This window comes from uncultured Roseibium sp. (assembly GCF_947499295.1).
Classification (GTDB): Bacteria; Pseudomonadota; Alphaproteobacteria; order Rhizobiales; family Stappiaceae; genus Roseibium.
This window is the reverse complement of the sequence record NZ_CANMNP010000014.1, coordinates 127,168-146,370: the sequence shown is the minus strand read 5'-3', so window position 1 is coordinate 146,370 and position 19,203 is coordinate 127,168. Positions and strand designations below refer to the sequence as shown.

General features: G+C 55.6%; 23 protein-coding genes. 15 read left to right on the top strand and 8 right to left on the bottom strand.

Going from position 1 to position 19,203, the window contains the following annotated elements:
• Window positions 1–293: 293 nt before the first annotated feature.
• Complete coding sequence (locus Q0835_RS20490; protein WP_298816831.1) at window positions 294–554, top strand: hypothetical protein; 261 nt, start codon at window positions 294–296, stop codon at window positions 552–554.
• A 30-nt stretch (window positions 555–584) separates the two neighbouring features.
• Window positions 585–791 (top strand): hypothetical protein, encoded by a 207-nt coding sequence (locus Q0835_RS20485; RefSeq protein ID WP_298816833.1) that lies wholly within the window; start codon window positions 585–587, stop codon window positions 789–791.
• Between the two features lie 29 nt (window positions 792–820).
• On the opposite strand, the gene Q0835_RS20480 is transcribed toward Q0835_RS20485, so the two are convergent.
• A complete protein-coding gene (locus Q0835_RS20480; RefSeq protein WP_298816836.1) occupies window positions 821–1,483 on the bottom strand; it encodes a TlpA disulfide reductase family protein in 663 nt (220 codons plus the stop codon).
• A 41-nt stretch (window positions 1,484–1,524) separates the two neighbouring features.
• On the opposite strand from Q0835_RS20480, the gene argH reads away from it, so the two are divergent.
• From argH to Q0835_RS20460, 4 genes are all read left to right on the top strand, one after another.
• Entirely contained in the window at window positions 1,525–2,910 is a 1,386-nt protein-coding gene (gene argH, locus Q0835_RS20475; protein ID WP_298816838.1) for an argininosuccinate lyase, read from the top strand.
• 116 nt (window positions 2,911–3,026) lie between these two features.
• On the top strand, window positions 3,027–3,236 hold the full coding sequence (locus Q0835_RS20470) for a lipoprotein (protein ID WP_298963982.1): 210 nt from the start codon (window positions 3,027–3,029) through the stop codon (window positions 3,234–3,236).
• A 113-nt stretch (window positions 3,237–3,349) separates the two neighbouring features.
• Window positions 3,350–4,624, top strand: a complete 1,275-nt coding sequence (gene lysA / locus Q0835_RS20465; protein ID WP_298963981.1) for a diaminopimelate decarboxylase — start codon at window positions 3,350–3,352, stop codon at window positions 4,622–4,624.
• Between the two features lie 139 nt (window positions 4,625–4,763).
• Window positions 4,764–7,352 carry a TIGR02302 family protein gene (locus Q0835_RS20460; protein WP_298963980.1) on the top strand — a complete coding sequence of 863 codons (2,589 nt, stop codon included), beginning with the start codon at window positions 4,764–4,766 and terminating at the stop codon, window positions 7,350–7,352.
• Window positions 7,353–7,434: 82 nt separating this feature from the next.
• Here Q0835_RS20460 and Q0835_RS20455 read toward each other — a convergent pair whose 3' ends face one another.
• Window positions 7,435–7,650: a GDCCVxC domain-containing (seleno)protein gene (locus Q0835_RS20455; RefSeq protein ID WP_298963979.1), complete on the bottom strand. Its 216-nt coding sequence runs from the start codon at window positions 7,648–7,650 to the stop codon at window positions 7,435–7,437.
• Window positions 7,651–7,976: 326 nt separating this feature from the next.
• The gene (locus Q0835_RS20450; RefSeq protein WP_298963978.1) at window positions 7,977–8,357 is read right to left on the bottom strand and encodes a hypothetical protein; all 381 of its coding nucleotides are present in this window, start codon (window positions 8,355–8,357) and stop codon (window positions 7,977–7,979) included.
• A gap of 56 nt (window positions 8,358–8,413) precedes the next feature.
• Between Q0835_RS20450 and Q0835_RS20445 the strand changes: the two genes are divergently transcribed.
• Entirely contained in the window at window positions 8,414–8,842 is a 429-nt protein-coding gene (locus Q0835_RS20445) for a MerR family transcriptional regulator (RefSeq protein ID WP_298963977.1), read from the top strand.
• 1 nt (window position 8,843) lies between these two features.
• Here Q0835_RS20445 and Q0835_RS20440 read toward each other — a convergent pair whose 3' ends face one another.
• From Q0835_RS20440 to Q0835_RS20430, 3 genes are read right to left on the bottom strand one after another with little or no spacing between them, the layout of a single operon-like run.
• Window positions 8,844–9,239 carry a response regulator gene (locus Q0835_RS20440; protein ID WP_298963976.1) on the bottom strand — a complete coding sequence of 132 codons (396 nt, stop codon included), beginning with the start codon at window positions 9,237–9,239 and terminating at the stop codon, window positions 8,844–8,846.
• A 2-nt stretch (window positions 9,240–9,241) separates the two neighbouring features.
• The gene (hpt, locus tag Q0835_RS20435; RefSeq protein WP_298963975.1) at window positions 9,242–9,805 is read right to left on the bottom strand and encodes a hypoxanthine phosphoribosyltransferase; all 564 of its coding nucleotides are present in this window, start codon (window positions 9,803–9,805) and stop codon (window positions 9,242–9,244) included.
• 2 nt (window positions 9,806–9,807) lie between these two features.
• Complete coding sequence (locus Q0835_RS20430; protein WP_298963974.1) at window positions 9,808–10,782, bottom strand: MJ0042-type zinc finger domain-containing protein; 975 nt, start codon at window positions 10,780–10,782, stop codon at window positions 9,808–9,810.
• A 309-nt stretch (window positions 10,783–11,091) separates the two neighbouring features.
• Between Q0835_RS20430 and ftsE the strand changes: the two genes are divergently transcribed.
• The 6 genes from ftsE to Q0835_RS20400 all read left to right on the top strand — a co-directional run bounded on the left by ftsE (window position 11,092) and on the right by Q0835_RS20400 (window position 15,815).
• A complete protein-coding gene (gene ftsE / locus Q0835_RS20425; protein WP_298816861.1) occupies window positions 11,092–11,751 on the top strand; it encodes a cell division ATP-binding protein FtsE in 660 nt (219 codons plus the stop codon).
• 8 nt (window positions 11,752–11,759) lie between these two features.
• Window positions 11,760–12,809: an ABC transporter permease gene (locus Q0835_RS20420; protein ID WP_298816863.1), complete on the top strand. Its 1,050-nt coding sequence runs from the start codon at window positions 11,760–11,762 to the stop codon at window positions 12,807–12,809.
• Window positions 12,810–12,862: 53 nt separating this feature from the next.
• Window positions 12,863–13,606 (top strand): YdcF family protein, encoded by a 744-nt coding sequence (locus Q0835_RS20415; protein WP_298963973.1) that lies wholly within the window; start codon window positions 12,863–12,865, stop codon window positions 13,604–13,606.
• Between the two features lie 56 nt (window positions 13,607–13,662).
• Complete coding sequence (locus Q0835_RS20410) at window positions 13,663–14,427, top strand: 1-acyl-sn-glycerol-3-phosphate acyltransferase (RefSeq protein ID WP_298963972.1); 765 nt, start codon at window positions 13,663–13,665, stop codon at window positions 14,425–14,427.
• 336 nt (window positions 14,428–14,763) lie between these two features.
• Window positions 14,764–15,138 (top strand): hypothetical protein, encoded by a 375-nt coding sequence (locus tag Q0835_RS20405; RefSeq protein WP_298816869.1) that lies wholly within the window; start codon window positions 14,764–14,766, stop codon window positions 15,136–15,138.
• Window positions 15,139–15,440: 302 nt separating this feature from the next.
• Window positions 15,441–15,815 carry a hypothetical protein gene (locus Q0835_RS20400; protein WP_298816871.1) on the top strand — a complete coding sequence of 125 codons (375 nt, stop codon included), beginning with the start codon at window positions 15,441–15,443 and terminating at the stop codon, window positions 15,813–15,815.
• Window positions 15,816–15,913: 98 nt separating this feature from the next.
• On the opposite strand, the gene Q0835_RS20395 is transcribed toward Q0835_RS20400, so the two are convergent.
• Window positions 15,914–16,444, bottom strand: a complete 531-nt coding sequence (locus tag Q0835_RS20395) for a gamma-glutamylcyclotransferase (RefSeq protein ID WP_298816873.1) — start codon at window positions 16,442–16,444, stop codon at window positions 15,914–15,916.
• 101 nt (window positions 16,445–16,545) lie between these two features.
• On the opposite strand from Q0835_RS20395, the gene Q0835_RS20390 reads away from it, so the two are divergent.
• Window positions 16,546–17,595 (top strand): DUF2125 domain-containing protein, encoded by a 1,050-nt coding sequence (locus tag Q0835_RS20390; protein WP_298963971.1) that lies wholly within the window; start codon window positions 16,546–16,548, stop codon window positions 17,593–17,595.
• 20 nt (window positions 17,596–17,615) lie between these two features.
• Here the strand turns inward: Q0835_RS20390 and Q0835_RS20385 are convergent, their stop codons facing one another.
• Window positions 17,616–18,077, bottom strand: coding sequence for a GNAT family N-acetyltransferase (locus Q0835_RS20385; RefSeq protein WP_298816878.1), 462 nt, complete (start codon window positions 18,075–18,077; stop codon window positions 17,616–17,618).
• Between the two features lie 154 nt (window positions 18,078–18,231).
• On the opposite strand from Q0835_RS20385, the gene Q0835_RS20380 reads away from it, so the two are divergent.
• Window positions 18,232–19,131 carry an EamA family transporter gene (locus Q0835_RS20380; RefSeq protein ID WP_298963970.1) on the top strand — a complete coding sequence of 300 codons (900 nt, stop codon included), beginning with the start codon at window positions 18,232–18,234 and terminating at the stop codon, window positions 19,129–19,131.
• The last annotated feature ends 72 nt before the right edge of the window (window positions 19,132–19,203 follow it).

Sequence of the window (19,203 nt, the reverse complement as noted above, 5' to 3'; positions counted from 1 at the left end):
ACCGGGCAATTCCCTAACGACTCTCTACATGACCGTCCTTCAGACCGGACAAAACAAGCTTGTGCGCTCCGATGAGTCACGCGAGCGAGCGATGATATGGTCAAATCCCCTGTCTGAAAATGTACGTTGAATCATTTGCTTGTACGAATTTAGCTACAGTTTTATGTAATCTTTATGCTTACCTTGAGTAATAAAATAAGCAGTCTTGTAGATTAATACCTCTGTTTACACTCGAATTCATGTTGCCCTGTAATACTTGTCTGGTGAAATCGTATCCAGCAGTTGGGAAAACGATGCCTGAAGCAATAGGACATGGACAAAACCAGGCCTTCCAGCCTTCTCTTGCCACTCCGCGCACCGACAAGGTCGCTGAGCAGGCCAAAGCTATGAATGCACGCCAGTCTGAGGCCGTTGCCGAAACGGTTCAAAGACAGGCCGAGTTCAGTTCAAATCGGACAGAGAACCTGAGCCGACAGGCCGAACAGCTGGAAAAGCGTGCGGAAACACGCAAGCCGGAAGATGGTCTTGGCAACCGGGTCGACATCTTCGTCTAACGCCGACACCCCGCCAGAGGAGCAAACATCATGGCGAGCGTAACAGACAGTTCTTCAGCTGCAGTCAATGCAGCCTCCGTGAGGGCGGAGCTGGCCACAAATGCGATCCGGGATCAAAACGACCAGGAACGTCAGGTGGCTGCGCGCCTCGAAGAAGCCCAGGTCACCAACGAGGCAGACCGCCGTGAGGCCCGGAAGATTCCAGGCCTCGGCAATGCTGTCGATATTTCAGTTTGATCAGATCAGATCGGCAAGCACCGCGTCAGTCAGGTGCCTTGTCGCACCATCGTACTTTCGATAAGTGACTTGGCCTCGCCGGATGCCCATTCGGCGGGGCCATACATTGTTCCGATTTCACAACCTTCGGGCCCGACAAGAATAGTTGTTGGCAGACCGGTGGCGCGGGCCACCTTGCGAAGGTCCTGCAGCAATGCATTGGAACTGTCCTGGTAAAATCCAAGATGGCCGACGCCGATTTCTTCCAGAAACGCCTTTGGTTTGTCAGGGCCGCCACGATCCAGACTGACAGCCACGACTTCAAAGTCGTCACTGCCCAGATCCGCCTGAAGTTCGTCCAATGCCGGCATTTCCTTTCTGCATGGTGCGCACCATGTCGCCCAGAGATTTAGCAGCACCGTCCTGTCTTTGAAATCGGCGAGGGTGACAGGTTGATTGTCCGGTCCCATAAAGGTGAGCTGTTTCAATTCCAGGGGCTGGCTGGCAGGAATGAAAGCGGCGACTTCTCCCTTGGCGTGGGGCTTGGCGGCCTTGGCAGCCTCAAGCGCAACCGAACAGCTTTGAGCACTCGCGATATTGCCATTCGGTCCGGCGATCACGTATAGAGCCGCTACAGCGGCCACAGCACCAGCAAGCCCGGCTAGGACAAGACCTCGCCGTGAGTTTTTTGCAGGTTCAGTTGGCTTCGACATTCGTTCACACCTCGCAAGGGGCGCCTCTTAAAGGACAGGACATGAGCAATCGCATGTGGGGAGGCCGGTTCGCTGAAGGACCGGACGCCATCATGGAGGAGATAAACGCCTCCATCGACTACGACCGGAAGCTATATAAGCAAGACATCGACGGCTCGAAAGCCCATGTGCGCATGCTCGCAGATAAAGAGATCGTGACACAGGACGATGCCGACAAGATCGTTCAAGGTCTAGACACAATCCTGTCAGAAATCGAAAGCGGTAAATTCAAGTTCTCCCGGGCTCTTGAAGATATTCATATGAATATCGAATCTCGCCTTGCCGAGCTGATCGGACCGGCAGCCGGACGCTTGCATACAGCGCGCTCCAGAAACGATCAGGTTGCGACGGATTTTCGCCTTTGGGTTCGGGACACGCTCGATACACTTGACGCACAATTGAGCGAATTGATGCAGGTTCTTTCAGAAAAGGCGGAGCTTCACGCAGCCGATGTCATGCCCGGCTTCACGCATCTGCAGTCGGCGCAGCCCGTCACCTTCGGTCACCACATGCTTGCCTATGTCGAGATGTTCGCCAGAGACCGGGGCCGCGTGCGCGATGCTCGCAAACGCATGAATGAAAGTCCGCTGGGTGCTGCCGCACTCGCCGGAACGTCTTTTCCGATCGATCGCAAGATGACGGCGGATGCACTTGGCTTTGACCGGCCTGCCTCCAATTCACTGGATGCTGTTTCGGACCGTGATTTTGTCATCGAAGCTCTAGCCGCGGCGTCTTTGACCGCGATGCATCTTTCGCGTCTTGCTGAAGAGATTGTGATCTGGTGCTCAGCGCAATTCGGTTTCGTGAAGCTGTCAGACAAGTTCTCGACCGGCTCTTCGATCATGCCGCAGAAGAAAAATCCGGATGCCGCCGAACTCGTGCGCGCAAAAACCGGCCGAATCTATGGTGCCCTTCAGTCCCTTCTGGTGATGATGAAAGGCTTGCCGCTGACCTATTCCAAGGACATGCAGGAAGACAAAGAGCAGGCATTCGACGGTCTTGCCAGTGTCTCGCTGGCTTTGGCAGCCATGACGGGCATGGTGCGTGATCTGGAGCCGGTCACCAAAGTCATGAAAAAGGCTGCAGGCTCCGGATACTCCACTGCAACCGATCTTGCCGACTGGCTTGTGCGTGTGCTCGGGTTGCCGTTCCGGGAGGCCCATCATGTGACCGGGCGGATCGTGGCCATGGCGGTTGAAAGAAATGTCGAGCTGCACAAAGTCCCACTCGAGGAGATGCAATCAGTTGAGCCGAAGATCACGGAGGAAATTTTTTCCGTGCTTTCGGTCGACAAGTCGGTACGCAGCCGCACCAGCTACGGCGGCACATCACCGGTCAATGTGCGCAAACAGGCACGGCGGTGGCTCAAGGAACTTTCCAAGAGCTGACTTCTCGCGTCGACGGGCCGATATCTTCGCCTGACAGGTCAGTGCGGCCTTGCCGAATTCTGTCTGTCATGCGAGGAGAAGAACCAAATGCGAATTCCGGAAAGGGCAATTTTGTGATGACTACCCGGTTTGGAACTCTGGCGCTGCTTGGCCTCTGCCTGAGCTTGACCCTGGCCGGGTGCGGCCGAAAGGGCTCACTTGATGAGCCGGGTGCTGCTGCCCAGCAAACGTATGCCGGTGTTGACCCGGCCGATGCCCCGGCTCCGCCGCCGACCGAACCTCCGGCAAGCGACAAGACCTTTCCCCTGGATTTCCTCATTCAGTAGGAATTTTCGAGCAGGAATAGCGGTTGTTCCGCCGTAACGCCAATTCCGATCTTCTTGACTGCAGTTTGCAGCCCCGAACAAGGCAGGTCTATCAATCCTCATGAGAGCATCCCTTGCACCACTTTGATTACAGAGATGGCGAACTCTACGCCGAAGATGTTTCGATCAGCGAGATCGCCAACGCTGTCGGGACGCCCTTTTACTGCTATTCGACGGCGACGCTCACGCGCCACTACCAGGTCTTTTCCTCCGCCTTTGACGATATCCCGTCCTTGGTGTGCTACGCTATGAAGGCAAATTCGAACCAGGCGGTGCTGGCTACCCTTGCCGAGCTGGGCGCGGGTATGGATGTGGTGTCCGAAGGCGAATTGCGGCGCGCGCGCGCAGCGGGCGTGCCAGCCAAAAAAATCGTGTTTTCCGGAGTTGGCAAGACCGAGGCCGAGCAGGCCTATGCGCTGGAAGAAGACATTCTTTGTTTCAATGTCGAGTCGGAGCCAGAGCTGCGTCAACTGTCGCGGATCGCACAGTCCATGGCCAAGACCGCACGGGTGTCGATGCGCATCAATCCCGACGTGGATGCCAAAACGCATGCCAAGATCGCGACCGGCAAGGCGGAGAACAAGTTCGGCATTCCCTGGCAGCGTGCCCGTGAAGTTTATGCTGAGGCCGCGCGATTGCCTGGCATTCAAGTGACCGGCATCGACATGCATATCGGGTCGCAGATCACCGAGTTGGAACCTTTCGACAACGCCTTTGCAAGGCTTGGCGACCTGATTTCAGATCTACGCTCTGAAGGCCATAAGATTGATCATGTGGATCTTGGTGGAGGGCTGGGTATTCCCTATGTCACCGATAATAATCCGCCGCCGCATCCCGACGCCTATGCCGAGGTCGTAAAGAAACACGTCCGCGAGCTTGATTGCACTGTGATGTTTGAGCCCGGACGTATGATCGCCGGCAATGCAGGCGTCATGGTGACCAGTGTCATTTACGTGAAAGCAGGTGCCGACAAGACCTTTGTGATCGTCGACGGAGCCATGAATGACCTTATCCGGCCAACCCTTTATGAGGCCCACCACGAGGTTCGACCGGTGCATCAGGAAGCCGGCGATGCGCCGCGAATCATGGCGGATATTGTTGGTCCCGTTTGTGAAACCGGCGATTTTCTGGCGCAAAACCGAGAAATGGCGGAAGTGAAGGCTGGGGATATGTTGGTGGTTTATTCAGCCGGCGCATATGGCGCTGTGCAATCAAGCACCTACAATTCACGTCTGCTTATCCCGGAAGTCCTCGTAAATGCTGACCAATTTGCCGTCATAAGGCCACGCACCAGCTTTGAGGAACTTATCGGACTCGACCGAATGCCCGACTGGCTCAAGGGTTCGTGACTTAATCTGCAGAGAATTAGTTGATCCTACAGGTTGCCGGACGGCCTCCAATGCCTCACTTTATTAGGGTGTGGGCAGATCCTGCGTGCTGAAATTTCTCATGAAACGGCACTTGGCGGGAAATGAACCGGAGGTGCCTTTGAGCCCGAACGATAGCAATCAGCAGTCTGATCGGCCAGTCTTTCCGGAAACTTACGGCTGGCGGAATGTCATACGTGCACGCCTGAACCGTCTTGTCGGACAGAGCCGATGGGCCCTTTTCGTCGAACGGCTGTGGCGCGCGATGCTGCCCCTGTTTGTCGTTGTCGGGATCTTTGTCGGCCTTTCCTGGCTGGGGCTTTGGATGCTGCTGCCGGCCTGGGTGTCGCCTCTGGGACTTGTCGGATTTGCCGCACTTGCCATCTGGTCTGCACGAGATCTTTTGAACGTTCGCTGGCCTTCCCGCGAGGATGCCCTGCATCGGGTTGAAAACGCGTCGGGGGTAGACCACCGTCCGTTGACCGCGCTTGAAGATGACCTTTCGGTTGGTGTGACGAATTCCGAAAGCCAGGCCATATGGGCCCTTCATCAGCGCCGAACGGCTGAACGGCTGGCCGCGATCAAATCAAAGGCGCCTGACCCACAGGCCTTCAGACGAGATCCCTGGGCAATCCGTGTCCTTGCTGCCAGCCTGGTTCTCATTGGCTTTGTGACGGCCCACGGTGACCATGCAGGTCGTCTTGTTTCCGCTTTCCAGAACCCGTTCACAAGTGTTGAGCCGCCAAGCCGTCTGGATGCCTGGGTTACACCGCCGCTATATACCAGTGAACCTCCGATCTATCTCACCGGCGAAAGCGCGCAGTTGCGCGATCCGTCTGCACCGGTTTCCGTTCCTGAAGGCTCCGTCCTTGTTGTCAGGACGCAAGGCGCACGTGATCTGGTGATGACGTTTGCTGGTGCCGACGACGTTGAACCAACCACAATCGAGCCCGAGCCACTTTCCGAGACAGAGGATCCCGAGCTGCAGAAACTGCTGCCGGTCGAGCGCGCGCTCACGCTGGAGACAACCGGCGTTGTTGAGCTCAAGTCCGGTGAAGAGCCGTTCCTGAACTTTGTCTTTGCCGTACGCCCGGATGATGCGCCTGAAATTCGCCTGACAGACGATCCCGAGGAACAGCTCAGCGGTGCCTTGAAGTTTTCTTATCTGGTCAACGACGACTACGGCGTGGTTGCTGCGGAAGCCCGAATTGCGCCATTGCCGAACCCGGATCATGGGGATCGTGTGCCGCGTCCTCTAGTGGAGGCGCCGCAATTCCCACTTTCTCTGCCGCCGCGCGCTGGCACCGCAAAGACCGCGGAAACCATTCGGGATCTGACCTCCCACCCCTGGGCCGGTTCCGAGGTCGACCTGACTCTGCTGGCGCGTGATCAGGCTGGACAGGAAGGCCTGTCGCCGGCCTATCGCATCACGTTGCCGCAACGCCGATTCGGCAAGCCGCTTGCCAGAGCGATCGTGGAACAGCGCCGGAACCTGGCACTTGATGCGCAAAACCATGATCAGGTGATCATCGCCTTTGACGCACTGATGCTGGCGCCGCAATTGTTCGACTTCAAAGCACGCAATTACCTCGGCATGCGCTTTGCTTATGGTGAAATGCTTAAGGCAAACTCCCAAGAGGAATTGAAAGCGTTGTTGCCGCTTCTCTGGGATCTCGCGCTTTCGATCGAAGATGGCGACCTGTCAGCGGCGGAACGCAAACTGCGGGATGCGCAGGAGGCATTGCGCAAGGCGCTTGAAGAAGGGGCGAGCGATGAAGAAATCGCCAAGCTGACTCAACAGCTGCGCGAAGCCCTGAATGAATATATGCAAGCACTGGCAGAACAAATGCGCCAGAACCCGCAGGCCATGCAGCCATTCGACGGCAATCAGCAAACGCTCAGTCAACAAGATCTGTCCGAGATGCTGAACCGGATCGAAGAACTGGCGCGCACAGGGTCGCGCGATGCTGCCCGCGAATTGTTGGCTCAGATGCAGCAGATGCTGGAAAATCTGCAGGCCGGACGGCCGCAAATGATGCCCAACAACATGTCCAGCGAAATGATGGAAATGCTCAATCAGCTTGGCGAAATGATACAGCGCCAACAGCAGCTGATGGATGAAACGCACCAGTTCAATCAGGATCAGCAGAACCAGCGCCGCGGTGAGCAGCAGCAGGGCCAACAAGGCCAGCAAGGACAGGGTCAGCAGCAGCAAATGACCCGCGAGCAGCTTGAGCAGATGCTGGAACAACTGCAGCAGGGTCAGGGCAACCTGGCTCAGCAGCTGGAACAGCTGATGGAACAGTTGCAGCAAAACGGCATGGGCCAGAGCCAGGAGCTTGGCGAGGCTGGCGAATCCATGGGTGATGCCCAACAGTCGCTCGGTGAAGGCGAGGGACAGCAAGCACTCGGACAGCAGGGTAACGCGCTTGACGCTCTCAGACGTGGCGCCCAGGGCCTGACAGAGCAGATGATGGGTCAGGGCGAAGGTGCCGGGTCTCCAAATGGGCCTTCGCCCATGGACGAAGATCCGCTCGGCAGACCACGCCGGACCGAAGGGCCTGACTTCAACAACCGGGTGCAGATCCCGGATGAGATCGACGTTCAACGAGCGCGGCGCATTCTGGAAGAGCTTCGTCGACGGTTCTCGGATCCGTCCCGTCCGCAGCTGGAGCTGGATTATCTGGAGCGGCTGCTGAAGAGGTATTGAGCAAAGGCTGTTGCGAGCGGGTTTTGACTAGAAATTTAGACCCCTAATGTGAATGAACGCCCATCGCCTGGGCTCCTTTGATTCAGTCATTTTGGCAGCATGATCCGGATTCTTGTACGGGTGGGCAAGCTACCGTGCCGTAGGAGCAGTACACACAGCAGTCACCGGTCTTCGGTTTCAAGATCTTTTTGCATGCCTTGCATTGATGGAACCACCGGCAGGCGTCGATAGGCATGGTTTCCTCAGTCGAATGTCCGCATTCTGGGCAGGTCAGAGTGCTTTTTAGAATCGTGGTCACGACGTCTCTCCGGTCACAATAATGATATCAGGCGATCGTTTGTTCGGCTTTCATTGAGGGCGATGCCCCATGTAAACGCTGTGAGGAGAGCGTTTGTCGTGCGCCACAATTTGAGGCGGCTGACCTTTGGATGTGCGGATGGAAAAAACCAAGGCAAAAGCGACGCGGAAATTCCAAACGGAAAAAACTCGCAGCCGCGACTTTGCCGAATATGGCGGGCCGCCTGCGTCCGGGGCCGAGCAACGTCATTGCCATTGGCAAAACACCATACGCCGCTCGAAGAGCGGAAAGTGAACCTAGGTCGCTTATCCGAGCCGAGGTCTTTATCATCTCGTCCCGCGCCAAAGGTCCCACATCGCACGTGCTGCTTCTGCCTCCCAGACAGGTGAACTCAAAGCAAGTCCAAATGCGCATGTCGTGAGGATCAAAATGAGAAGGGGGGAACGTTTCTCAAGAGTGCATTTTCGTTTTTTCCAAATTCGGAACCAGCTCCAGGTCAGCAAGAGCCCGGCAATCGTTAGCAGCTCGAGACGGTAAGCGATAAAAGGACTTAGAAGAATAATCCACGCGCTGCTTACTCCGAGAATAGACAGCCCAATCGGCAGCACACAGCAGGAAGCGCTGAGCAAAGCCAGCAGTCCCACCCCACCGATCATGAACCGGTCCGGCAGGCTTCTGCCAACTTTCGATGTTTCGTCATTCGACATCATGCCCTCGAACATGCATCCTGTAGTGACTACAGGAGCAAGTGGAGAACGATCACATGGTTGCGATTGGAGAGGCTTCCCGGCTCAGCGGGGTTTCAATTGAGACAATCCGCTACTACGAACGCGAAGGCATTGTTTCCAAAGCTGGAAGAACGTCGTCCGGGCGGCGGCTGTTCACCGATGCGGAAATAGCGGAGCTTCGGTTCATCAAACGTTGCCGGGATCTCGGTTTCTCCGTTCACGACGCTGTTGCGCTGAAAAGTATCGCCAGAAAACCAAATGACGCTTGTCAATCCGTTGAGCAGCTCGGGCGAAAGCACCTCACGAATATTCAGGAAAAAATCGGGGAATTGAGGCAGTTGGAAAGTGCACTGACGGAACTGGTTTCGAACTGTGAACAAGGGCGAAAACAATGTCCAATGCTCCACGCGCTGATGTCGCAAACAGATTTAGAAATCGGTGAAGCGCCGTTCTCCAAACTCTAATTTACGCGTAACGGCGGGTGTCCTGCGGCACGTCGCCTGCTATGGCATTGCGAACGGCCTTGCGGATGTCAGCAAGTGAAAAAGGCTTGGTGATGATGTCGTGCACAAGGCTGTCGAGACCATTCGCACGTTCGCGCTGATCGGCAAAGCCTGTCATCAGCAGGATCGGCATTTCCGGATAGTCGCGTGCTGTGTGCAACGCGAGCGCGATGCCGTCCATGACAGGCATCTTGATGTCAGACAGCAAAAGGTCGTACTTGCCGCTTTCACGGGTGAGAACTTCAATCGCTTCGCCACCGTCCTCAGCAGCTTCGACAGTATGCCCGTCCAATTCGAGCGCGCGCTTCACAAAGCTGCGAACCGCCTCATCGTCTTCCGTAAGAAGAATGCGAGCCATGCTCACTCTCCTGTTTTGCCGTCCGCAGCAGCCTCCCCGGGCGCAGCAACGTATCCAATATAAGGCAACTGCCGCCAGGCGTGGCCCATATCCATACCATATCCGACGACAAACTTATCAGGACAGGCAAAACCGACATAGTCGGCAGATATGGCAGCTTTACGGCGCTCGGGCTTGTCAAGCAAAGCAACGATCTTCACGGTGCGTGCACCCCGGTTCTTCAACCGCTCACGGGCGAAAGCCAGAGTGCGGCCGGATTCCAGTATATCATCCACCAGAATTATATCGCGGCCGTCAACGTCACTTTCAACATCGCGCAAAATCCGGATGTGTTCCGAACCTTCGGTTCCCGCTCCGTAAGATGAGAGATGAATGAACTCCATCTCTGGCTCCAGTCCGGCGCGGTGCATGGCCCGTACCAGGTCGGCAGCAAAAATGAAGCTGCCTTTCAGAACGGCTACGACGAGCAGTTTTTCCGGTTTTCCTTCAGCTATTTCCTCCGCGAGCGCGGCAACTCTCGTGGAAATGGCGTCTTCGTCAAACAACGTGTGAATATTTGCGGTCATGGTCACTCAAGTACTATCTGTCGTTTGCCGCGATCAACAAACCGGATCTGAATATCCGATGCGCCCTCCGGCGGATCGGCTAATATCGTCCTGAAACGGGTTTCGTCCAGCCCATTTAATGCGCGTGTGCGTGGTTCAACGGTCCATGCATAAACTTCTTGAAGGTCCGGACTGCGGATGGAGAGCCGAACTGCGGGAACGTTGTTGTTTTCATTCAGGAGGTTCCGGATTGACCCTTCCACAACAAGAACGCGCTTGCCGTCCTCAACTTCGGTAAAGGTTCTGAGGTTGCGGAATTCAAGTCCACGCAGATTGACGTCAAATCCGATGACCTGAAACAGGCTTGCCAGATCCGGCGATTGTTTGACGATGCTGTCTCGCATCAGAACAAAGGTTGCGCAGACCGCGACAGCCGCCGCAAAGAGTGAAACGCCACCAATGCGCCGGAAATTCATTCGGGCAAGCAGGTTGAACAGCGCACCCAGGTGATCGCGGCGAAACTTGTTGGGATTGACGATGATTTTCGGCCGCTTCGCGGAGCTTTCGATATCCGCGTTTGCTGAAGGGTCCTGGTCGCTGCTGTCCTCGTTCAGGTCTGCGGCAAATCGATCCTCATCAGACCCGCCACTGGGATCGGAGACAGGTTCGGGAAAATTGTCCGTTTCTTCTTCATCTTCGATGTCGGGCTCAGACAGGGCTTCTTCTTCGCTGCTGTCCTCGGACGGTGCGTCTTCCTCAGCGTCCTTTGCCCAGTCGGCTTCGTCCTTGTCTTCGGTCGGGCTGCTGTTGACGCTGACACCTGTGGTGCCGGTCGTGCCGTTGGCAGCCTCGAAGTCGACGTTACCCTCTTCTTCTTCCTCTGGTTTGGCAAACCAGCGGTTTCCGCATTTGGCACATTTGACACTTCGGCCGTCAGTGCCGAGCGCTTCTGACTTTATTTCATAGGACGTACTGCAGTCCGGACATTTGATCTTCATGCGCGAAGACCTTTCGTCATGGCTTGCTTGCGCGTTTCGTTTACGTAACCGACAAAGTCGGAATCCGGCACGAAATATGGGACAAGGGCCAGCAAATCCGATGACGGGCTTTCAGTTACCTAATGGACCTTTATATGATTAATGGAACGTTAACGGCCAGGCTTTAGAGCGGGTTGGGAACAGTTACGTTGAATTGTTGGTGGATAGCCACATGTAGAGGGCTCCATGATGCCGTGTACGGCATGGTGAGATTGGCGGCCGCAAGGTAAATTCAACGCAGCGCTTGAGCCCTCGATAGGAGTCAACTTTGTGATCCGGTTCGAAAATGTCGGACTAAGATATGGCATGGGACCAGAAATACTGCAGGATCTGACATTTCAGATTGAGCCGCAGTCGTTTCAGTTCCTGACGGGACCTTCCGGTGCCGGCAAGACAAGCTTGATCAGGCTCCTATTCATGTCCTTGCGCCCGACCAGAGGCCTGATAAAGGTTTTCGATCGGGACTTGAGTGTGATCGACAAACAGGAACTTCCGCGGCTGCGACGCAAGATCGGTGTCGTGTTTCAGGACTTTCGCCTGCTGGATCACCTGACGACTTATGAAAATGTAGCGTTGCCGCTCCGCGTGATCGGCAAGGATGAAAGCGAATACCGGTCGGACGTCATTGATCTCTTGAAGTGGGTCGGACTTGGCGACCGGATGCATGCCTTGCCACCAGTCCTGTCAGGCGGTGAAAAACAGCGCGCGGCGATCGCACGCGCTTTGATCACCCGGCCCGAGGTCCTGTTGGCTGACGAACCCACAGGCAACGTTGATCCGCCGCTTGCCCGCCGCCTGTTGCGCCTGTTCATCGAATTAAACAAACTGGGTACATCTGTCATCATCGCGACTCACGATATCGCATTGCTGGAACAGGTGGACGCCCGACGCATGGTGCTTGCCGACGGGCGCCTTTCAATCTTTGATTAGGCGGCAGAATGGCCCAGTCCGACGACACCGATAATCAGCAAAGCGCCGACGCCGAGGTCAAGCCGGCCCGTAAGACAGCGCGTCCCAAGAGATCAAAGCGCATCAAGCGCAAAGTTGTGTCAAAGCCGAAAAAGCCTGAACAGAGCGAAGACTCCAGATTGAGGCCGGCTGCCGCAATCGTGCCACCGCAATCCGTTGCGGGACGGGCACTTACGCTGGTGGTGGCTATCATGAGTTTTCTGGCGTGTCTGACGGTCGGCGGAGTGTCGATTGTCTGGGATGCGGCTGACGCCTGGCAGAACGACCTTGTTCGTGAAATCACAATCCAGATCCGCCCGACCGAAGGCGTCGATATGCTGCGGGAGATAGACAAGGCCGTTGCCCTTGCGCAGGAATTTCCGGGAATCGGATCGGTTCGCGCCATGTCGGACGCCGAAACCAAAGCGCTGCTCGAACCCTGGCTTGGCGAAGGTCTGCAGTTGGACGGACTGCCGGTACCCCGCTTGATTCAGATAACCGTGGCCGATCCCGACCAGCTCAATCTCGAGCAACTGTCTTCCGCCGTTTCGCAAAATGTCGTCGGCGCAAGCCTTGACGATCATTCGGTCTGGACGTCTCGCCTGTCTGCAATGGCGGGCGCCGTGGTTGCCGGAGGATTTGCAATTATGATCCTCGTTCTCGGATCCATGGTGCTCAGTGTGGTTTTTGCGACACAATCAGCCATGGCCGGCAACAAGGACGTTGTTTCGGTCCTGCATTTTGTCGGTGCAGAAGACAGTTTCATCGCGCGTGAATTCCAGCGCCACTTTCTGCTTTTAGGCCTTAAGGGCGGCATTTCGGGAGGTGTGGCCGCTATCATGAGTTTCCTGTTGCTCGATATGTTGACGCGGCAGGGTTCCGGCCAGGCAAGTTCCGATCAGCTCTCCGCTTTGGTCGGCTCCGTGTCTGTCAGCTTGCCGGGGTATTTCGGTGTCTTCGGCGTGGTTTTCCTGGTTGCGATCCTCACTGCATTGACATCCGGCCTTGCGGTGAAGGCCCATCTTGCAAAAGTGGATTGATTTTTCGGAGCAAATGCCGCGAAATTGGCCGAATCACTTATCATAGTCCCGCCATGTCACATGCCAACACAGTCATAGAGCCTGGTCTGGAAGACGGTGTCCCCATCGTCTCGGATGCGCATGTGAGCACGTCAACGGACGAATCGAGACCTGCCTCAAGAGGTTTGAAGTCCGGGCAAGCCGGCACAAAGCCAAGGCGCAAGAAGCGTTTCGGTCTGAGGTTTGCGCTGGTTGCCGTCTTGACTGCATTCCTCGGCGCGGCACTCGGGCAGTTTCTTGTATTTGCCCATCAGGTGGCCGGCGCGAAAGTCCCCAGCAGTGCCAACGCCGATGCCATTGTGGTGCTCACGGGCGGTCAGGCCCGGGTCAATGAAGCTATCCGTCTTCTGGAAGAGGGGCGGGCAAAGAGATTGCTGATTTCGGGCGTGCATCCCGGCACCACACGAGAACAGCTTGCCGCGGTGACGGCCTCAGACATGCCTCTGGAAAAAAACAGCGTTGAACTCGATAGAGTTGCGCTGAACACGGCCGGCAATGCCGTGGAAACGGCCAACTGGGTCCGGAAGAACGGCTTCTCTTCCTTGCTGGTCGTGACCAGCGCCTATCACTTGCCACGAGCTGAAGTCGAACTCTCCGGTGCACTGCCGAAAGTGGACCTGATTGCCTATCCGGTGTTCTCAAAAGGCCTCAATCTGAATGACTGGTACAGGGAGCCGGCAACGATCCGGCTTCTCATGCGCGAATATGTGAAGTATATCCTCGCCCGACTGCGGATTACCGTGAGGGGTGTGAGCTGAAACCGATCAGCTCATAGCCGGAGCGGCTCCCGCTCAATCCAGCATTCACGGGTTCCATGGTTTTACTGCGCTCCAGCCTTTTTCAGGTTCTGTTCTATTCGGTCACCTTCGTTCTGATGATCCTGTTTTCTCCCGTTATGCTGCTGCCGCGCAAATGGGGCTGGTGGGTCGTCCCGGTCTGGTCCAGGGCTCTGCTGCTTCTGATGCGCATCACCGTTGGCTTGAAGGTTGAGGTCCGCGGCCGCGAAAACCTGCCAGATGGCGGCTTTATAGCCGCCATGAAACACCAGTCTGCCTGGGAGACCGTGTCACTGATACCGCTGTTCTCCAGCCCAACTTTTATTTTGAAACGTGAGTTGCGCTGGATCCCGATCTTCGGTTGGTACACGGCCAAATTCAAACAAATCCCCATCAACCGGGGAAAACGCTCCGAAGCGCTAGCGGCGATGATGGAAGCAGCCAAGGAAGCCATCGCCGAAAAGCGTCAGATCCTGATCTTTCCCGAAGGAACCCGCCGGCCGGCCGGCGCTGAGCCGAAATACAAGTACGGCATTGCTCATCTCTATAAGGATCTGCAGTGCCCTGTCGTGCCGATCGCTCACAATGCCGGGCTCTATTGGCCGCGCTCTTCCTGGAAGGTTTATCCAGGTACCGTTGTCGTTGACATTCTTCCGCCAATCCAGCCTGGACTGCCGGCAGACGTCTTTCACGAGCGCATGGTTCGCGAAATCGAGACTGCAAGCAATCGCCTCATTGACGAAGCAAGGCGGGTTCCAAAGCCTTCTCCGGTCCTGGAAACCATTGCGACACCGCAAACCTAGTGCACCGACCTGATCGAGTTTCGGCGTCCTCACGAAGCCGAGAGGGCGCTGCAAGACCTGTTCTTCCTGCGGTTTTTGCACGCACACGTCTCAATTTTGACGTTTCAGTATTAGTTCCATTTATATTTAATGTCACTAAGTAACGCGGCATACACGGCAGCGTGATTTATGTATTCATAAGTAAACACGTCTTCACATGACGGTTACTCGTGTTTTTTTCTCGAAATCAATCCCCACATGAGGTTTGCAGCGTTCAAGAGGCGCTAGCAAGATGCAGTATCGAAGTTTCGGGGCGGCATCAAATCTTAATCGAGTAAACAAACACGGAGCTTTAAAATGCGTACTATCAAGAAAACACTGTCAACTGTTGTTGCAGCTACTTTCGTTTCCGGTGCTCTCATCGGTGGTGCTTTCGCACAGTTTCCCGATCAGTCCGTTGGTGATCTGAATGGCAACAACCCTGTTTCTATCCAGCAGATGCGCATCGCCAATGAAAAAGCACTGCGGTCTTCAGGCAAGCTGAGCACCAAGAGTTTCGTCAACCGTGCTGCAGTCGCTGACTTCCCGGATCAGACGGTTGGTGATTCAAACGGCAACACTCCGGTTCCGGTTCGTGCACAGGCAACGCGTAAGACCGACAGCAACCTGCTGATCCTGCCTTTCATCGGCGACTGGAACGGAAGCGGCAAAGAAGGTTTCCCGCGTCAGTAATCCACGACAGAAACACCTTCCGACTAAAAGAAAGGGCCACGCTCGACGCGTGGCCTTTCTTTTTTGTTTTCGGGATAAAAGTGCAGGTAGACTAAGATTTACTTAGGTAAACATGTAAACACAGAAGCGTGAATTCATCTTTTTAAGTAAACATCAGTTCACATAGAGGTTATTTCGGTTTTTTTCTCAAAATCAATTCCTACATCGGGTGTGCAGCGTTGATAAGACGCAAAACAGATGCAGTATCGAAGTTTCGGGGCGGCATCATTTCTTAACTGAGTAAATAAATTAGGAGCTTTCGAATGCGTACTTCCAAGAAAATCCTGTCGACTGTTGTTGCAGCTACCTTTGTTTCCGGTGCTCTCATCGGTGGTGCTTTCGCACAATTTCCGGATCAGTCCGTTGGCGACCTGAACGGCAACAATCCTGTTTCCATCGAGCAAATGCAGATCGCTAACGCCAAAGCACTTCGCGACGCTGGCAAGCTGAACACCAAAAGCTACGTAAACCGCGCCGCTGTTGCTGACTTCCCTGATCAAACGGTTGGTGATTCAAACGGCAACACTCCGGTTCCGGTTCGCGTTCAGGCTACTCGCAACACCGATAGCAATCTGACGATCCTGCCTTTCATCGGCGACTGGAACGGCACTGCCAAAAAAGGGTTCCCGCACCAGTAAGTCTTTTCAAGAGCATCAGCTCTTGGGAAAAGAAAGGGCCGCGCAAATTGCGCGGCCTTTCTTCGTTTGAACCCGGTTCTGGATTTGCAGCTGCCGGTTCAGGGTTTGCCAGTGCCACTCAACTTGTTGGCCAACCAGGCGAGAGCCGTGTCGTCAATGCCCATTTCTTCCAGATGTGCAGCTGTATTAATGACATATTCCGGGTTTTTGCCGGACTTGCCGATGGCGCCTTCGACGATTTCGAGTTGTTCCTCAAGCGGAAGCGCACCGGCATATTGCGGATGGCCGTGGTCCACCATGTAGACCAGCGCCTTGACCTTTTCACCACTGCCTAACTCCACATGGTGCCAATGCTCCTTGTAGACCATCGTGGTTTGCTCGCGCGCACGCAGATATTCAAGGGTCTGCGGCCAAGTCTCTTCCGAGACCTGGTAGGCGAGACCTCTGCAAGCGCCGCCATTGTCGAGGCCGAAGACCAGGCCCGGTCGTTCCTGAGTGCCGCGATGAACCCAGGAATAGACGCAAAGTGCGCGATGGGCCCCCCGCAAGAGCGCTTGTTCAGCGCGCAGGTGATCAAATCCGGGGTTCCACATCAAGGACCCGTAGCCAAAGACCCAAAAATCGCTCATATCACCCTGTCTTCTAATTGTGCAGGTGCGGAGATAACAATCTGTAGCCGCCGATTCAATGCTGCTGACCTGCAGCGAATTTCAGGAAGGTAAGGGAACACGTGTCCAGCAAAGAGAACCTGCCCTCAAAACCAACCAAACGCCGGTACATTGTCCTGATGTCCGTACTCGCACTTGTCGTGCTTGGTTGGTCTGCAGTCTGGTTTTTCGGCAGATCATTCCTGCATGAGCAGCTCAATTCCCAAATGAGCCAAATGGCGGCCCAGGGGCTGGAGGTGTCTTGTGCCGATCTGGAAATCAATGGATTTCCCTTTCGCTACGAAGTCTCTTGCCGGCAAATGACCTCTGCGGACCGTTCCGGAACTGCCGCAAAACTGGGCGGCCTCAATGCCGTTGCCTTGATCTACAATCCGACGCACGTGATTTTCGAAGCCGGGGCGCCGGCGGTAATGGATGTGCCGCTTTCAGGCATGTCCGGCGACATGACCTGGGAAACAGCGCGGGCCAGCATGAAGTTCGGGTCCGGCGCGCTCGGCAAGCTCGATGCGGTGGTTGAAAAGCCGGAAGCGGTTTTGAATAATCCGGTGTCCACAGGCAGCTTTGCCGCAGAAAAGGCCGAGCTGCATGTGCGGCAATCGGAGGGTGATGCCGATTTTTTCGAAGGATTCCTGTCTGTCGATGCCCTTCAGTTGCGGTCATTGCCAGCCTTGCAGGACGCACTCGATTTACGTGCGCATCTGCAAATTCCGGGGGGTGCATCTCTCTTGGCAGGAGCGAGCCTTCCCTGGTTGGTACAATCCAACGGGGGTGAGTTGCCGGTCAAGCTTGTTGTGTTCGATGTGAGCCTGGGGGATAGCCGGGTAAAGGCGGTTGGTGATTTCGTCGTCAACGGGGATGGCACGCTTTCCGGAACACTGGATCTGTCGCTCGGGAATGCCGAAGCTCTTATCGAGGCAATCAGACCGCTTGCACCCGCCGGTGACCGGACACTTGCACTGGTGGAACAAGTGGTGAAAAGCCTCGATCCGGTGGCCAGCGACGTCGATGGCGTCAAGACAGTGCCGTTGAAGGTCAATATTGACCGCGGGATCGCGCGGATAGGTTTATTACCGCTGCCGCCGATCCCGCCATTGTTCCAGGCCGGATTCTGATCCGTCAGGTCAGTATTCGGTCAGTCTCCTGCGACACGATCGATGGGTATCACATAGCTTTTTCGATGGTCCGGTTCGGCCAGTTTTTCATAAAGTGCGACCGCCGGGGTGTTCTTGCCCGGTACGATCCAGCGCAAATGCAGCCAGCCGCGGTTCTGCCCTTCCGAAACCAGCGTTTCGATCATGCGACGGCCGACACCCTTGTTGCGGTGATCCGGATGGACGTAAATGTCGTCCATCTGACCGATGCGCAATCCTGTGATCAGTTCGGGCAAATCAAAAAACACGGCGAATCCGATCAGCGTTTCACCGTCAAATGCTCCAATCGCTTCCGCGGTCTTATCAGCGAGAATACGCTCGGCGTAATACGCATCCGGGCGTCGCGGCGCGCCCCGTCTCAGTGCCTGGGCATTTTCAGCGATGAGTGGTGCAAGCTGATGGGCATCATTCAGCCCAAGGGCTCTGATTTCCAGTGTTGTCATGAAGTCCCCGAAAGTGACAGGTCAGTGAATTGAGCCACAACATGTCCTGAAACGGGCATCGGGATCAAGAACCTTGTCAATTTGCGCCGCGGCACTTTCGCCGACTTGAATTTCATGTCATCACCGCGGCCTCGATTTGGCATGGGCAAGACAGATGACCGAAAGCAAACGCCTGAAAGCAACGTTCATTGGACTGAGTGCAGTCCTCATGTGGGCGACGCTGGGCTTGTTCGGCGCAGGATCCGGCAATGTGCCTCCCTTTTTGCTCAATGCCCTTTGTTTTGGCATCTCGGGAACCCTGGCATTTGTCTGGCTTGCGGTGTCCGGCAAGTTGGAAAAGCTGCGCCAGCCGTTGAAAGTCTGGGCCTTTGGGACCATCGGGCTGTTCGGCTTTCACTTCTTTTATTTTACCGCCATTCGCAACGCGCCGCCGGTTGAAGCCAATCTTATAAACTATACCTGGCCCTTGCTGATCGTGGTGTTTTCTGCCTTCCTGCCCGGGGAGCATCTGCGTTTTCACCATGTTGTCGGCACGCTTCTGGGTCTTGCGGGAGCCGTCCTTCTGATCACAGGCGGCGAGGGATTGAATTTTTCGGGCGGGTCGGCCCTCGGGTATGGCGCGGCGGTTGCTTCGTCCCTTTTCTGGTCAAGCTATTCCGTCTTGTCACGACGGCTGGGGAAAGTGCCGACGGAAGCTGTTGCCGGGTTCTGCCTGATGACAGCGCTTCTGTCGGCCGCTTGTCATATCGCTCTTGAGGAAACTGTGTGGCCGGAAGGTTCCCTGGAATGGGCATCGGTTGCAGCACTTGCACTCTTGCCGGTGGGCTTGGCGTTCTTCACTTGGGATGTCGGTGTCAAGCATGGGGACATCCAGGTGTTGGGTGCTGCCGCTTATTCCGCCCCATTGCTTTCGACGCTTCTGTTGATCGCTTTTGGTTTTGGAGCCTTGACGTTTTCGGTTGCCATCGCCTGTGTCGCGATCACACTTGGCGCGGTGATCGCGGCAAAGGACATGCTGTTCAAGAAACGCAATCGCGATGGTAAGGCCACGTGACTTTTCCGGACTGGTCTTCCCCCTTCGGCTGATTTCAATTGAGAAATCGATCCTCTAGATTAACCGGAATTC